This is a genomic window from Parasphingopyxis sp., from assembly GCF_028279465.1.
GTDB lineage: Bacteria > Pseudomonadota > Alphaproteobacteria > Sphingomonadales > Sphingomonadaceae > Parasphingopyxis.
Window position 1 is genome coordinate 1 of record NZ_JANQNS010000003.1, and the last position, 13,690, is coordinate 13,690.

The following is a 13,690-nucleotide window of genomic DNA, read 5'->3' on the forward strand; positions in this document are numbered from 1 at the left end:
TGGAGCGGGCGAGGCGATTCGAACGCCCGACCCCAACCTTGGCAAGGTTGTGCTCTACCCCTGAGCTACGCCCGCTTAAGCGCTCTTCTGTTATGGCGGCAAACTGTTGCCATCCGGTGAAGAGGCGGCGCAGCTAGCATGCGCCGTCGTGTCGGGCAAGGGAAAATCGCGCGTCAAAGGCGCGCCCCTTGGGTTTGCAGCGCGCTTCCCCCATATATGGCGAAACCCCCGAACAGGAGTCGAATGAAGTGGCCACGCAATTGGGACTGACCGAAGATCAGAAGGCCGAGGTCGAGAAATTCCGGGCCGAGGTCGTCGAACCGTCGATGTCGAAGCTCGTTATCCTCGATTTCTGGGCCGAATGGTGCGGCCCCTGCAAACAGCTGACCCCGATCCTCGAAAAGGTCGCCGCCGATTATGCCGACAAGGGCGTCGTCCTCAAAAAGGTGAATGTCGACGAGGACAAGTTCATCGCCTCGCAATTCCAGATCCAGTCGATCCCGACCGTCTATGCGATGTTCCAGGGCAAACCGGTCGCCGATCTCGGCCAGGCGCGGACCGAGGGTTCGCTCAAACAGATGCTCGACCAGATTCTCTCCCAGCTGCCGATCGAGAGCGATGAGAAACAGCAGCAAGCCGAGATCGAGCCGCTGATCGAGATGGGCGAACAGGTGCTTGCCGATGGCGATGGCGAGCGCGCGCTTTCTATCTTCGGCCAGATCATGGAGATGGCGCCGACCGAGCCCAAGGCGGTTTCCGGCTTCGTCCGCGCGCTCGTCGCAATGGGCAAGATTGATGAAGCCAAGGAAATGCTCGCGCAGATTCCCGAAGAGGCGGCGAAGAACCCGGCCATCGCCCGCGCGCAATCGGCCGTGGATCTCGCCAGCGAAGCGAGCGAAGCGGAAGATACCGGCCCGCTCCGCGCCAAGGTCGAGGCGAATCCCGGCGATCACGAAGCGCGACTGGAGCTGGCGACCGCACTGATGGCGAACGACGATCGCGACGCGGCGGCCGAGCATCTCTTCCACATCATCGAAGTCGACAAGGAATGGAACGAAGGCGCGGCGCGGCAGAAGCTGCTGCAGCTGTTCGAAGTCGTCGGGCTCGAAGACGAATGGGTCGCCGCCCAGCGCCGTCGGCTTTCCGCGATATTGTTCGGCTGATGAGCGAAAGCCCCGTCCGACTCTCCATCTTCCCGCTGGCCGGTGCGATCCTGCTACCGCGCGCGCAGCTGCCGCTGCACATTTTCGAGCCGCGCTATCAGGCTTTGGTGCAGGATTCGATGGCGCGCGACCGGCGGATCGCGATGATCCAGCCGCGTGGCGACGGCGATCGGCCGGAGCTGTTCGATATCGGCTGCATCGGCAAAATCTCCGAAGTCGAGGCAATGGAAGACGGCCGGTACAATCTGATCCTCGACGGGCTCAGCCGTTTCCGCCTCGTCCGCGAACTCGATGTGGCAACGCCGTTCCGGCAGGTCGAAGCGGTCACCGCGGAATTTGGCGACGATGACGCCGTCGAACCTCTGTCGATCGCGATGCGCGGCGGGCTGATCGACGAATCGAAGAAATTCGCGGCCGCGCTCGGCTATGCGGTGGACTGGGAAGCTGTCGAAACGCTCGACGATGAGACGCTCGTCAACATGGTGAGCCAAGTATCGCCCTTCGACACTGTCGCCAAACAGGCGTTGGTCGAAGCGGCGACGATCGACGATCGCTCCGAATTGCTGATCCAGTTCATGCAATTCTTCCGCATGCACCAACAGGCTGGCGGCGACGATCGCGCGACGCTGCAATAGGTCGCGCCGATGGGTGCCGCCGCCGAACCCGATCTCGCACTGCTCGACATTCTCGTCTGCCCGGTGACGCGCACCGAACTGCGCTACGATGCGGAGGCGCAAGAGCTGGTGTCCGAAGCGGCCGGGCTCGCCTTTCCGATACGCGACAGCGTTCCGGTGATGCTGGTCGAGGAAGCGCGGCCGATCGGCGATCCGGACAAGACCGCCTGAGCGACTGGAACCATCGCCGTGTCGGATACGCCGAACATCGATGCCGGGCTCGTACGCCGCCTGATCGCGGCGCAGTTCCCGCAATGGGCGGACCTCGCAGTCACGCCGATCCTGCCCGGCGGCTGGGACAATCGCAGTTTTCGACTCGGTGACGACATGGTCGTGCGGCTGCCCAGCGCTCAGCGTTACGCGCCGCAGGTGGAGAAAGAGCAATATTGGCTGCCGAAGCTCGCGCGCGAATTGCCGGTCGCTATCCCAAGCCCGCTCGCAAAGGGCGAACCCGGCATAGGCTATCCCTGGCACTGGTCGATATATGGCTGGCTGGATGGCGAAACAGCGCAGGCAGATAGGATTGCCGACCCGGAACGATTCGCGATTTCGCTGGCCGAGTTTCTGAACGCGCTACAGCAGATAGACGGCACGGATGGACCGCCACCGGGCGCGCATAATTTTCACCGGGGCGGGCCTTTGACCGCTTACGATGCCGAAACGCGGACCGCGCTTGCCGATCTCGATGGCAAGATCGACAGCCGGGCAGCTATTGCAATCTGGGAGGCCGCGCGCGCCACATCATGGACTGGCGCGCCGCGCTGGCTGCACGGCGATTTCGCGCCCAGCAACCTGCTGGTCAAAGATGGCGCATTGTCCGCCGTCATCGATTTCGGCTGTTGCGGCGGCGGCGATCCAGCCTGCGACCTCGCGATCGGCTGGACGTTCTTCGAGGCCGATACGCGCCGCGCGTTCCGGGCCGCGATCGACATCGACGATGCGACATGGCTGCGCGGCGGGGGCTGGGCGCTCTGGAAGGCCGCGATCGTTCTGGCGGGCCGCCCCGGCACCAATGCTGCCGAGCGCGATCGATCTGAAACAACGCTGCGCCGGTTACTGGCGGACGATGCGCTGATCACCGGCTGAGACGCCTACTGGTAAGCAACCATAACCCAATCTCACCGTACTGACGTCGCGACGCGGTAATATTGCGGCCAGTGCGGTACGGCACCCGCGTTATGCAAATCTGCATAACGCATATGCAATATCGATGTTAGTTGCAAATCGCAACCTATGTTAGTTCGATTCTCGTCAACGCAACCCCTCACCCCTCCCAAGGAGCCTGACGATGAAAAACATTACCGCCCTTCTGATCCCGACCGCCCTCGTTTTCGGCGCCGCCGTTGCGCAACCGGCTGTTGCCCATGCCGCACCGGCTGGCAATTCGATCGCCGTCAGCCATGCCGATCTGAACCTCGCCAATGCGGCGGACCGCAACACGCTGCAGCGCCGCATCAATTCGGCGGTCCGCGAAGTCTGCGGCACCGGCTACAGCTTCGATCCGCGCAGCCGCAATTCGGCCCGCGAATGCCAGGAGCGCACGCTCGAAAGCATCACGATCCCGATGCCCGGCGTAGTCGCTTCGGCCGAATAGCCCCTTCGGGACACTCTCCAGTCCCGCCCATTGCCGCCGCTCCGACACAACGGGGCGGCGGTTTTTTTGCGGCTAGACGGTCATGCCCTGCAGCAGGAGCGGCAGCTTTCCGCTGCTGCCGCGCGCTTCGTCGATGAAGCGGCGCTTGAGCGGCGGGATGCGGTCGACGGCCGTCATGCCGAAGCGGCGAATCTTCGATGCCGTCTTGCCCTTTATGCCGAACAGCCGGGTAAGCCCGTCGGTCGCCATCGCGACCATCAGCGTATCGAGGCTGCGCCAGGTCTCATAGCGTTTGAGCAGCTGGGCATCGCCGGGATCCATGCCGAGACGCACGCCCTCGACCAGCACCTGCGCGAGGGCAGCGACATCGCGGAAACCGAGATTGAGGCCCTGCCCAGCGATCGGATGGATGCCGTGTGCGCTGTCGCCGACCAGCGCCAGCCGCTCGCCCGTGATCTTCGCCGCATGGTGAAAGCCGAGCGGATAGGAGCCACGCGGCCCGGCCAGCGCCAGATCGCCCAGAAAGCCGCCCATGCGCTTTCGCGCCTCGGCCAGGAAGGCGCGCTCGGACAGGCCGAGCATCGCCGGGCCGTCCTGTTCGTCCACCGTCCAGACCAGCGCCGAGCGATGGCCATTCGCATCGTCGAGCATCGGCAGCAACGCGAACGGTCCCGCCGGATAGAAAATCTCGTATGCGATCGCGCCATGCGGCTTTTCGTGATTGATCGTCGCCACGATTGCATGATGCTTGTAGCGCCACCGCGCAATCCGGATGCCCGCAGCCTCGCGCGTCGGCGATCCGCGGCCTTCCGCGCCGATCAGCAACGACCCCCGAAGTATGGTTCCGTCATCCAGCGTGACCGTGACGCCGGCCGGTTCGCGCGCCACATCCGTCGCGCTCTTCGCCATGTGCAGCGCGATAAGCTCTGCCTTTTGTGATGCCGCGAACAGCGTCGCGCGCAGGAGGCGGTTTTCGAACATGATGCCGAGCGGGCCTTCGCCCTCGCCGGGCTCGAAATCGAGGCGGCCCGGCTCCAGCCCGTCGCTGGCGCGGATCGAGCCGATTGCACAGCCTTTGCCGTCCAGTTCGGCACCGAGCCCAATCGCTTCAAGCATGTTCCAGCTCGCGCTCGCGACCGCCGAAACCCTCCCGTCATAGCTGCTGTCGAGCAAGGCTTCGGTCGGCATCCGGTCGATAACGGCGCTCGGAAGCCCATGCGCATCGAGCGCCAGCGCCAGTGTCTGGCCGACCAGACCCCCGCCGAGAATGATGATATCTGTATGATTTTCGCCGTTCGTCGCCATAGGGACTCGCTTTAACGCAGCCGGACCGAGCCGCATAGACGCTAATGCTTGACGGCGAGTCCGCGGCAAGCGCATTAGGGGAGTAATACGGAACATTTGGCGCACAAACGGGGAGGCGCAGATGGCTCAAACTGGATTGGCGGCGCAAATGCCGGCCTGGCGCGAAGCGATGCGGCGCGCAGCATCGCGCTCGACCGCGCTCCTCGTTTCGCTCGGTCTGCTGGCCCTCACGACGCTGACAGCCTTGGCCCTGGTCAGCTATCGCCCGAGCGATCCGGCGATGAATACGGCCGCTGCGGGCCCGGCGCAAAACTGGCTGGGCGGGATCGGCGCCTATGTGTCCGAGGCACTGTTGCTGCTGTTCGGACCATTGGCCGGGCTGCTTCTGCCGCTCGTTATACTCGTCGCGCTCCGGCTCTGGCGCGATGCGCCGCTCGGGCGCTGGCCGCGGTCGGCGTTGCTGATCGCGCTGGCGATCATGCTGATCGGGTCGGCGCTGACACTCTTGGCCGGTCCCGGCGTCCGGGGACTACCGCTCGGTTGGGGCGGCGTGCTCGGCTATGGCGGCGGCGCGGCCTCTGGCGGCCTGCTCGGGCTGATCGGCAATCCGGATCTGGCGCGCTATCTCGGCTGGGCCGTGGCAGCATTGCTGGGCGGCGGCGGCCTCTATCTCTGGTATCGCGGCCTCAATCTGGACGAGACCGAGCGCGCCTTCCTTTTCCGCCGCGCGGACCGCCCGCACCCGGTCAAGATATCCGATCCCAAGCAGGAGGCGAAGAAGAAGCCGCAGCCGCGCAAGAAGGTCGCGCCGCCCGAGCCGGAAAGCCGCGCGCCCGTGATCGCCGATCGCAAGGCGGCGCGGACGCCCGCAAATACGAAACCGCGCCAGCGCACGCTCAACCTCAACTACGAGCTGCCGACCGTGGAATTGCTGAACCCGCCGTCGGACGATGGCGGCCAGGCGCTCGACAAGGCGGCGCTTGAGCGCAACGCGCGGCTGCTCGAATCCGTGCTCGACGATTTTCACGTCAAGGGCGAGATTGTCGAGGTTCGTCCCGGCCCTGTCGTCACGATGTATGAGTTGGAACCGGCGAGCGGGATCAAGGCAAGCCGCGTCATTCAGCTTGCCGACGATATTGCGCGCAACATGTCGGCCATCTCGGCGCGCGTCGCCGTCATTCCCGGCCGCAGCGTGATCGGTATCGAGCTGCCGAACCAGCATCGCGAGATGGTCGTGCTCTCCGAAATGATTGCGAGCGCCGCGTTCGAAGACCATTCAGCCAAGCTGCCGATCATTCTCGGCAAGAATATCGCGGGCGACCCAGTCATCGCCGATCTCGCGCCGATGCCGCATCTGCTCGTCGCGGGCACAACCGGTTCGGGCAAGTCGGTCGGCCTCAACTGCATGATCCTGTCGCTGCTCTACCGGCTGACGCCCGAAGAATGTAAGTTGATCCTGATCGATCCGAAGATGCTGGAATTGTCGATCTACGACGATATCCCGCACCTCCTGTCGCCCGTCGTGACGGAACCGGCCAAGGCCGTCCGCGCGCTCAAATGGGCGGTCGAGCAGATGGAGGAGCGCTACCGGATGCTCGCCTCGCTCTCGGTGCGCTCGCTGCAAGGGTTCAACGACAAGGTCCGCGCCGCCAAGGCCAAGGGCAAACCGCTCGGCCGCCGCGTCCAGACGGGCTATGACGCAGACACCGGCCAGCCGGTCTATGAGGAAGAGGAGCTCGAATATGAGCCGCTGCCCCAGATCGTCGTGGTGGTCGACGAGCTGGCCGACCTGATGATGACGGCGGGGAAGGAAGTCGAGTTCCTGATTCAGCGGCTGGCGCAAAAGGCACGCGCCGCCGGCATCCATCTGATCATGGCAACGCAGCGCCCGTCGGTCGACGTCATCACGGGTGTTATCAAGGCCAACCTCCCCACGCGCATTTCGTTCAGCGTGACGTCCAAGATCGATTCGCGCACAATCCTCGGCGAGCAGGGCGCCGAGCAGCTGCTCGGCAAGGGCGACATGCTCTATATGCCTGGCGGCAAGCAGATCGCCCGCGTCCATTGCCCGTTCGTCTCCGACGAGGAGGTCCGCCGCGTCGCCGATCACTGGCGCGACCAGGGTCAGCCCGAATATGTGCAAGCCGTCACTGAAGAACCCGAAGATGGCGGTTACACATTCGATGGCCAGCCGACCGGCGAGGATTCGGCCGAAGACCAGCTCTACCGCAAGGCCTGCCAGATCGTCGCCGAAAGCCAGAAGGCCTCGACCAGCTATATCCAGCGCCAGCTGCGTGTCGGCTATAACAACGCCGCGCGGCTGATCGAGCGGATGGAGGCCGAGGGCAAGGTGAGCGCCGCCAATCATGTCGGCCGCCGCGAAGTGCTGATCGATCAGGAGGGCAACCCGATCTAACGGCTAGACTCATTTTTGAGTCGGTTCGTCGCGTTTAAATTCAGTCCGCTCGGACGAGCATGCTGGTATCGGCTATGCTGAAACGCAGCCAAGGAGGGCTTTATGGCTAGTTCCGCACAAGAGCGAGAGGTCGATCAAAATTACGATTTTTTCCAGCGAAACCTCAGCAAATTCATCGACGATCATCGTGGCGAGTTTGCACTTCTAAAGTCATGCGAGATCATTGAGTTCTTTGCGACCCCTGGCGAAGCATATCGAAACGCAAAGGCAAAATTCGCTGACGGCGTTTTCTCAATCCAAGAGGTGACTGACGAACCGATTGATCTCGGTTTCTTCTCACATGCCTAGCATCCGCTTCCGGCACGACAATCGACGAGTTATCATTCCAATAACGATATTGCCGCCTTGGCCTCCCGATAGCCTAGATGGCGCAGAAACAACTGCTTTGCTCGATACAGGAGCGACGACAACCGGTATTACGCCTCGGATCGTCGACCAGCTCAACTTGGAAAGCCTGGGTAAGCGCCCTTTGGGCTCGGCGCGCGGCGATGAGCAAGCGGAGCGATATCTGGTGCGCGTCGGTTTAGTTGATCAGGACGGTGACCCGAACGAACCACGCTTCCCATACATATTCCCCGAAAAGATGGTCTTCGCACTGAAAAATTCGTTCCGATTGGATGCTCTTGTCGGCATGGACATTTTGTCTGAATGCGACTTCGAGATGAATCGCGACGGGAATTGTGTGTTGCGGTTTGGCTGATTCGGAACCGCAAAGGTTCAGTTTGCATTCAACGGACGAAATCCATTACTCGCGTCCGACCGAAGAACGGATAGCTTATGTATCGCCTTGCCGCCCTTGCCCTCGCCGCTGCACCCCTGGCTCTATCGACGGCCGCAATCGTCGCGCCCGAACCCGCAGCGGCGCAGCAGGATACACTCGCTCAGGTGCAGCGGCATCTGCGCGCCGTGAATACGATGCGCGCCGATTTCATCGAAACGAACCGCGCCGGCCAATCGGTGCGCGGCGAGATGTTTTTGAAGCGCCCCGGCAAAATCCGCTTTTCCTACGAGGAAGGCGTCAACATGCTCGTCGTGTCGGATGGGCGGGCGCTGACATTCGTGGATTATGACGTCCGCCAGGTGCAGCGCTGGCCGATCGGCGATTCTCCGCTTTCGGTGCTGCTCAACCCGGATCGCGATCTGTCGCGCTACGCCCGGGTGATCGATTCGGGCCGCAACAGCGAAGTGCGCGTCCGCGCGCGCGATCCCGAGCATCCCGAATATGGCACGATCACGATCACCTTCCTGCGCAACCCATCCGCGCCCGGCGGGCTGATGCTGCAGGGCTGGACCGTGCTCGATTCGCAGAACAATCTGACGACGATCAACCTTGCCAATCAGCGGTTCGGCATGGCGATTTCCGACCGGACGTTCCGGTTCCGCGATCCGCGTCCACGCAACCGCCGCCGCTAGACCCGCAAAGCATCTCTGTCCGCCGCACGTGAAGCGCGCTCCGGCGTTCGCCTGTGCGTTTCTGGAGATGGATTGCCGCTTTTCATTCATCCGCGCGTCAGGAAAGGGCCGTTAAAACTACATGCATGGAAGCGCCTGATGGCCATGCGGAATTCCCCTGTTGTCCGCATCCGCCGCGTTTCCGTACCTAGCGTGACGAACGACTAGGTTTGGCCCCTGCTCCAAATGCCCCCGGAGCGGGGGCCATCTATTTTAGCTTGGTAGAAAATCGCCGCACCGGGATTTGTTTGTCAGAACGTTGCTCGCGCAACGTCGCCGCACCGACCCACTCCCCCTCCCGGCCTCCCACAGGGTATGCTTATTGGGAGGTCGGGAGGGGGAGTGGGCCGGTGCGGCGCTCGACCGATAGGTCGAGTCTGACAAATAATAGCCCCCCAGTGGCGCTTCGCCTCAAGCCCCGCTAGAGGCTTCTGCCATGGCGTCTACCCTCAAGATCGCGACCTGGAACATCAATTCGGTCCGCTTCCGCATCGGCATCGTCGAACGCTTTCTCACCGAAGAAGCGCCCGACATATTATGCCTGCAGGAAACGAAAACGGTCGACGAGACCTTCCCGGCCGACGCGCTCGCGGCGCTCGGTTATGAGCATCAGGCGCTGAACGGCCAGAAGATGCACCACGGCGTCGCCATCGTCAGCAAGCTACCGCTGCACGAAGAGCAACGGCTCGACTGGCAGGCCAATGGCGAAGCGCGGCATGTCGGCGTCCGGCTCGATTGCGGCTTTCATCTCGAAAATGTCTATGTCCCCGCTGGGGGCGATGTTCCGGATCGTGAGCAAAATCCCAAATTCGGCCAGAAGCTCGATTTTCTGGAGCGTATGACCGATTGGTCGAATGCGCTGAACCGGCCGACCCTGCTCGTTGGCGATTTCAATGTCGCACCGCTTGAATCTGACGTCTGGAGCCACAAGCAACTACTCAAGGTCGTCAGCCACACGCCGATCGAAGTCGAGCATCTGGACCGGCTGCAAGAAGCGAATGACTGGGTCGATCTCGGCCGACACTTCGTACCGCCGCCCGAACGCTATTACAGCTGGTGGAGCTATCGCGCGAAGGATTGGGCCGCCTCGGATCGCGGCCGGCGGCTCGATCATATGTGGGCGAGCCCCGATCTGGCCGAAAAGGCCGTCGCGCATACCGTCCACGAACCGAGCCGCGGTTGGTACAAGCCGTCCGATCATATTCCGCTGGTCACCGAATTCCGTGTCTGACGCACCGCTTTCTGGCGGCGACAGCCGCAAGGTCGCACGCGCCATCGACGCACTCCGGCGCGGATGGCCGGTTATGTGCGGCGATACGAGCGGCGCCGTGCGGATTCTCGCCGTCGAAACCGCCCATACACAAGGACTGGATGCGTTCGATGCCGACGGTCCAGCGGATATACTGATTGGCGCAGGCCGCGCCGAAACGCTGAAACTCGTCAACCAGCGCGAGGCCGCCACACCCGGCGCGCCCGTCCGCATACGACGCGAAAATTGGCACGATCTTGCCGCGGCGATCGCCATCGCCGACCCCGCCTTCGATTTGAGGACGCCGCTCAAAGGTCCGTTTCACGCGGTGTCACTTGCGAATCCCGAGGCCTGTACGGCCGCTCTGAAACTGGCGCGGCTGGCGAATTTGCTGCCGGCTCTGTTTGTATCGAAAGGGGATGGCGGCGATGTGGTAACGCTCGCGGATATCGATGCCTATGACGACCCGAACGATCTTGTTATCGCGGCGCGCGCCCGGCTGCCGGTGGCCGCTGCAGAGCAAGCCGAGATCGTCGCATTCCGCCATCGCGCCGATTCGGCTGAACATATTGCGCTGATCATCGGCGCACCCAACGGCACGCCGCCGCTGGTCCGCCTGCATAGCGAATGCCTGACCGGCGATGCGCTGGGTTCACTCAAATGCGATTGCGGGCCGCAATTGGCGCAGGCGTTGGCCGGGATGGCCACCGAAGGCTGGGGCATATTGATCTATCTGCGACAGGAGGGGCGCGGCATCGGGCTCGTCAACAAACTGCGCGCCTATGCGCTGCAAGATCAGGGTTTCGACACGGTCGACGCGAATACCCGTCTCGGTTTCGCCGTCGACGAACGCGATTTCGGCGTCGCCGCACGCATGCTGGGTCTACTCGGCCAGCTCGAGATTCGCCTGCTCACCAACAATCCGGAGAAAGTCGCGGGGCTCGAAGCTGCCGGCATTACCGTTCGTGAACGCGTCGGCCATATCTATGGCGAGAACCCGCATAATGAGCGCTATCTCGCAACCAAGCGCGACCGGACCGGCCACCAGCTCTGAGATCGGCGCTTTACGCCTCGATCGCGGCGAGGAGCGATCCCAGTTCGCGATAATCTGAAACGATGTGATGTGCGCCGGCGGCTTTCAGCTTCTCATCATGCCCATCGCGGATATGGCCGCCAGCGAGCAAACCGACGACCGTCATTCCGGCGGCGGAACCCGCCGCGGCTCCCGTAGGACTATCCTCGATGACGAGGGCCTTTTCGGGCGCAACCGACAATTGCTGCGCGACGTGCAGATAGATGTCGGGATACGGCTTCCCGCGCGCAAATCCCGCTGCACTATAGACATGCTCGCCGAAATGATGGTCGAGGCGAAACCGCTCCAAACACCGGTCGAGCCAGTCACGGGCGCTGGAAGAGGCGATCGCGCGGTTGCGATGCGCCTGGGTTTCCACGAAACCGGCCACGCCATCGATCGTCTTGATTTGATCGGCCAGCGTCTCGACGGCCTCGTCGACAAGCCGCTCGACCGTGCCTTCCGGAAAGGTCCTGCCGCACTGCTCTTCGATCAGTGGCAAGCAGTCGCTCCACCGTTTGCCGCAATAGCGGTCGAGCGCCTGATCAAGCGTCGTCGGGCTGCCATTTTGCGACAGAAACTCGGCGAGAGCGACATTGGCAATGACTTCGCTGTCGGCGATCACCCCATCGAAATCGAAGATGATGGCCTTGAACCTCATCCGGCAAATCTCAATTGCGCGCGCCGAACAGCGCGGTACCCACGCGCACATGCGTGGCGCCGCACATGACCGCAGTCTCATAATCAGACGACATGCCCATGCTCAGCGCGCTGAGGCCGTTTTCCTCCGCCAGCTTCGCAAGCAGGGCAAAATAGGGCGCCGGCTCGAGACCATATGGTGGGATGCACATAAGGCCGGCGATATCGAGTCCCGCATCGCGCGACCGGGCAAGCAGATCGGGCAGGTTGGCAATCGCGCAGCCGCCCTTCTGATCTTCGTCGCCGATATTCACCTGCACGAACAGCGACGGGCGTCGGTCCGTCTTGGCGAACGTCTTGGCCAGCGCCTTGACGAGCGACGGGCGGTCGACGCTGTGAATCGCATCGAACAGCGCGACCGCGTCCTCCGTCTTGTTCGATTGCAGCTGGCCGACAAGGTGCAATTCGATATCGGGCGTTTCGGCCTTGAGCGCCGGCCATTTGTCCTGCGCTTCCTGCACACGATTTTCGCCGAAGACGCGTTGGCCGGCGGCGATCACCGGGCGGATTGCCGCTGCATCGTGCGTCTTGGAGATCGCTATGAGGGCGATATCGGCCGGTTCGCGCCCCGCACGCTTTGCCGCGCGCGCGATGGCGTCCTCGACGGCCGATAGCCGGTCTTCGGGAGCGGAGGGATTATCGCCTGTGGCCATGACGCCTGCTATAGGAAGCCGCGTGCGACGCGGCCACCCACTTCCCCGGCTCTGGATGATGACTGACGAACGGCAGGGCGAGTCGCTATGGCCGGCGCTCAAGGCCCTGCCGCGCGGCAGCGGCGTGATCGCACGACACTACAGCCTCGCCCCGCGCCAACGGCGTCGGCTGATCGCGCGTATCCGAAAGATTGCGCGCGCGCGGCGGCTCGTTCTGATCGTGGCTGGGTCAGCGAAACTGGCCCGCTCGGTTCGCGCGGACGGTTTTCATCGCCGAACAGGTCACCGCACGCCGCGCGACCTGCTGCGCACGGTTGCGGTCCATAACCAAATCGAGCTGCGGCTCGCCGAGCGGATCGGCGCCAATCTCGTCTTTCTATCACCCATATTTCCGACAGACTCGCATCCGGGTGGTCGAACGCTGGGCCGTGTGCATTTCGGTCAGCTCGCAACGCGATCGCATATCCCGGTCATCGCATTGGGCGGAATGGATGCGGCTCGCGCGCGCAGCTTGCGAACGCTCGGACTATATGGATGGGCGGCGATCGGCGCGCTTACGCCGGCGCGAAACTAGAAGCGGAAGGCCGTTCCGACATAGACAGCCTGGCTGTCGCGGCGTTCGACATCGGGCTGTTCGAGCCGATGCTGGCGCTGATAGCGGACACCGCCGGTGATCGCGACATTGCGGGCAATGCTGTACGACCCGCCGACATCGACCGCGAGACGTTCTTCATTGTCGATCAGGCTTGGCCCGGATTCTGCGGCCGGTCGATCGGCCGAAACCTGAACCCGGGTGCTCCAGCGCCGGCCGGAATAGCTGACGCCGACATCCGCCGATTCGCGGGCCCGGCCCGGAATAACGCCATTATCGACCCGGGCGACATCGCCGGAAATGGCGAATCGCCGCCAGCCGACCGAGACGCCGAGATTATAGGCCGATGGCGTGATCGCCGTAACGCCGGTCGAGGAGGTCTGCGCCATCGCGATTTCCGCGTTGCGTTCTGCTTGCGCCGTGGTCGTGGCGCGGGCGCGCACAGCCACCGTGACCGGGCGATCGCCCTGCCGCGAGGAAGAAGGCGTAAACCGCATGCCGCGGCTGGAAATGCCGGCGCGGCGCAGAGCGCGGGCCATCGCGGGATCGCCAGAGGCCGGCGTAAAGGTGCCCATGGCGCCTGGGGCACTGAGAGACAGCGAACGGGCCTGCGATTCGGCCGCATCGGGCATAGCCGTCAAACCGGCGACAAACAGCGCCGATCCCGCCAAAGCTGCCAATGTGACGCGCCCGTACATAATCCTGTTATTCTCCCTCCGACATTGCCCTAGCATGAAGCTTGCGAGTCTTTCCACAGGCCG

At 63.2% G+C, this 13,690-nt stretch carries 16 protein-coding genes and 1 tRNA gene; 12 read left to right on the plus strand and 5 right to left on the minus strand.

From position 1 onward, the window contains the following. A tRNA-Gly gene (locus Q0974_RS00915) sits at window positions 1–75 on the minus strand. Window positions 76–248: 173 nt separating this feature from the next. On the opposite strand from Q0974_RS00915, the gene Q0974_RS00920 reads away from it, so the two are divergent. The 5 genes from Q0974_RS00920 (at window position 249) to Q0974_RS00940 (ending at window position 3,431) form a co-directional block, all read left to right on the plus strand. Beyond that, on the plus strand, window positions 249–1,163 hold the full coding sequence (locus Q0974_RS00920) for a tetratricopeptide repeat protein (RefSeq protein WP_299321517.1): 915 nt from the start codon (window positions 249–251) through the stop codon (window positions 1,161–1,163). Next, window positions 1,163–1,798 (plus strand): LON peptidase substrate-binding domain-containing protein, encoded by a 636-nt coding sequence (locus Q0974_RS00925; RefSeq protein ID WP_299321520.1) that lies wholly within the window; start codon window positions 1,163–1,165, stop codon window positions 1,796–1,798. Before Q0974_RS00920 ends, Q0974_RS00925 begins: the two co-directional genes overlap by 1 nt. Window positions 1,799–1,807: 9 nt before the next feature. Next, a complete protein-coding gene (locus Q0974_RS00930; protein WP_299321522.1) occupies window positions 1,808–2,008 on the plus strand; it encodes a Trm112 family protein in 201 nt (66 codons plus the stop codon). An 18-nt stretch (window positions 2,009–2,026) separates the two neighbouring features. Further along, window positions 2,027–2,923, plus strand: coding sequence for an aminoglycoside phosphotransferase family protein (locus tag Q0974_RS00935; RefSeq protein ID WP_299321525.1), 897 nt, complete (start codon window positions 2,027–2,029; stop codon window positions 2,921–2,923). Between the two features lie 202 nt (window positions 2,924–3,125). Continuing rightward, window positions 3,126–3,431, plus strand: a complete 306-nt coding sequence (locus tag Q0974_RS00940) for a UrcA family protein (protein WP_299321527.1) — start codon at window positions 3,126–3,128, stop codon at window positions 3,429–3,431. A 72-nt stretch (window positions 3,432–3,503) separates the two neighbouring features. Here the strand turns inward: Q0974_RS00940 and Q0974_RS00945 are convergent, their stop codons facing one another. Continuing rightward, window positions 3,504–4,736, minus strand: a complete 1,233-nt coding sequence (locus Q0974_RS00945) for a UbiH/UbiF/VisC/COQ6 family ubiquinone biosynthesis hydroxylase (protein WP_299321531.1) — start codon at window positions 4,734–4,736, stop codon at window positions 3,504–3,506. Between the two features lie 121 nt (window positions 4,737–4,857). On the opposite strand from Q0974_RS00945, the gene Q0974_RS00950 reads away from it, so the two are divergent. From Q0974_RS00950 to ribA, 6 genes are all read left to right on the plus strand, one after another. Next, window positions 4,858–7,152 carry a DNA translocase FtsK 4TM domain-containing protein gene (locus Q0974_RS00950; RefSeq protein ID WP_299321534.1) on the plus strand — a complete coding sequence of 765 codons (2,295 nt, stop codon included), beginning with the start codon at window positions 4,858–4,860 and terminating at the stop codon, window positions 7,150–7,152. A gap of 102 nt (window positions 7,153–7,254) precedes the next feature. Beyond that, a complete protein-coding gene (locus tag Q0974_RS00955) occupies window positions 7,255–7,500 on the plus strand; it encodes a hypothetical protein (protein ID WP_299321537.1) in 246 nt (81 codons plus the stop codon). Continuing rightward, complete coding sequence (locus Q0974_RS00960; RefSeq protein ID WP_299321539.1) at window positions 7,493–7,912, plus strand: aspartyl protease family protein; 420 nt, start codon at window positions 7,493–7,495, stop codon at window positions 7,910–7,912. Before Q0974_RS00955 ends, Q0974_RS00960 begins: the two co-directional genes overlap by 8 nt. 77 nt (window positions 7,913–7,989) lie before the next feature. Beyond that, entirely contained in the window at window positions 7,990–8,625 is a 636-nt protein-coding gene (locus tag Q0974_RS00965) for an outer membrane lipoprotein carrier protein LolA (RefSeq protein ID WP_299321541.1), read from the plus strand. A gap of 475 nt (window positions 8,626–9,100) precedes the next feature. Next, complete coding sequence (locus Q0974_RS00970; RefSeq protein WP_299321544.1) at window positions 9,101–9,895, plus strand: exodeoxyribonuclease III; 795 nt, start codon at window positions 9,101–9,103, stop codon at window positions 9,893–9,895. A gap of 73 nt (window positions 9,896–9,968) precedes the next feature. Continuing rightward, window positions 9,969–10,967 carry a GTP cyclohydrolase II gene (gene ribA, locus Q0974_RS00975; RefSeq protein ID WP_299322116.1) on the plus strand — a complete coding sequence of 333 codons (999 nt, stop codon included), beginning with the start codon at window positions 9,969–9,971 and terminating at the stop codon, window positions 10,965–10,967. 10 nt (window positions 10,968–10,977) lie between these two features. Here the strand turns inward: ribA and Q0974_RS00980 are convergent, their stop codons facing one another. Further along, window positions 10,978–11,646, minus strand: coding sequence for an HAD family phosphatase (locus Q0974_RS00980; protein ID WP_299321546.1), 669 nt, complete (start codon window positions 11,644–11,646; stop codon window positions 10,978–10,980). Window positions 11,647–11,656: 10 nt separating this feature from the next. Next, complete coding sequence (locus Q0974_RS00985) at window positions 11,657–12,337, minus strand: YggS family pyridoxal phosphate-dependent enzyme (protein WP_299321549.1); 681 nt, start codon at window positions 12,335–12,337, stop codon at window positions 11,657–11,659. A 22-nt stretch (window positions 12,338–12,359) separates the two neighbouring features. Here Q0974_RS00985 and Q0974_RS00990 point away from each other — a divergent pair, with 22 nt between their 5' ends. Continuing rightward, window positions 12,360–12,911, plus strand: coding sequence for a thiamine phosphate synthase (locus Q0974_RS00990; protein WP_299321551.1), 552 nt, complete (start codon window positions 12,360–12,362; stop codon window positions 12,909–12,911). Here the strand turns inward: Q0974_RS00990 and Q0974_RS00995 are convergent. After that, on the minus strand, window positions 12,908–13,627 hold the full coding sequence (locus tag Q0974_RS00995; RefSeq protein WP_366943554.1) for a porin: 720 nt from the start codon (window positions 13,625–13,627) through the stop codon (window positions 12,908–12,910). The two genes, Q0974_RS00990 and Q0974_RS00995, sit on opposite strands and share 4 nt — an antisense overlap. Window positions 13,628–13,690: the final 63 nt, after the last annotated feature.

What these genes read in the sequence shown, in the direction of transcription:
- Q0974_RS00945 (WP_299321531.1), bottom strand. Translation starts at nt 4,736, where the DNA reads ATGGCGACGAACGGCGAAAATCATACAGATATCATCATTCTCGGCGGG.
- Q0974_RS00995 (WP_366943554.1), bottom strand. Translation starts at nt 13,627, where the DNA reads ATGTACGGGCGCGTCACATTGGCAGCTTTGGCGGGATCGGCGCTGTTT.
- Q0974_RS00980 (WP_299321546.1), bottom strand. Translation starts at nt 11,646, where the DNA reads ATGAGGTTCAAGGCCATCATCTTCGATTTCGATGGGGTGATCGCCGAC.
- Q0974_RS00930 (WP_299321522.1), top strand. Translation starts at nt 1,808, where the DNA reads ATGGGTGCCGCCGCCGAACCCGATCTCGCACTGCTCGACATTCTCGTC.
- Q0974_RS00985 (WP_299321549.1), bottom strand. Translation starts at nt 12,337, where the DNA reads ATGGCCACAGGCGATAATCCCTCCGCTCCCGAAGACCGGCTATCGGCC.
- Q0974_RS00940 (WP_299321527.1), top strand. Translation starts at nt 3,126, where the DNA reads ATGAAAAACATTACCGCCCTTCTGATCCCGACCGCCCTCGTTTTCGGC.
- ribA (WP_299322116.1), top strand. Translation starts at nt 9,969, where the DNA reads ATGTGCGGCGATACGAGCGGCGCCGTGCGGATTCTCGCCGTCGAAACC.
- Q0974_RS00970 (WP_299321544.1), top strand. Translation starts at nt 9,101, where the DNA reads ATGGCGTCTACCCTCAAGATCGCGACCTGGAACATCAATTCGGTCCGC.
- Q0974_RS00950 (WP_299321534.1), top strand. Translation starts at nt 4,858, where the DNA reads ATGGCTCAAACTGGATTGGCGGCGCAAATGCCGGCCTGGCGCGAAGCG.
- Q0974_RS00960 (WP_299321539.1), top strand. Translation starts at nt 7,493, where the DNA reads ATGCCTAGCATCCGCTTCCGGCACGACAATCGACGAGTTATCATTCCA.
- Q0974_RS00925 (WP_299321520.1), top strand. Translation starts at nt 1,163, where the DNA reads ATGAGCGAAAGCCCCGTCCGACTCTCCATCTTCCCGCTGGCCGGTGCG.
- Q0974_RS00965 (WP_299321541.1), top strand. Translation starts at nt 7,990, where the DNA reads ATGTATCGCCTTGCCGCCCTTGCCCTCGCCGCTGCACCCCTGGCTCTA.
- Q0974_RS00955 (WP_299321537.1), top strand. Translation starts at nt 7,255, where the DNA reads ATGGCTAGTTCCGCACAAGAGCGAGAGGTCGATCAAAATTACGATTTT.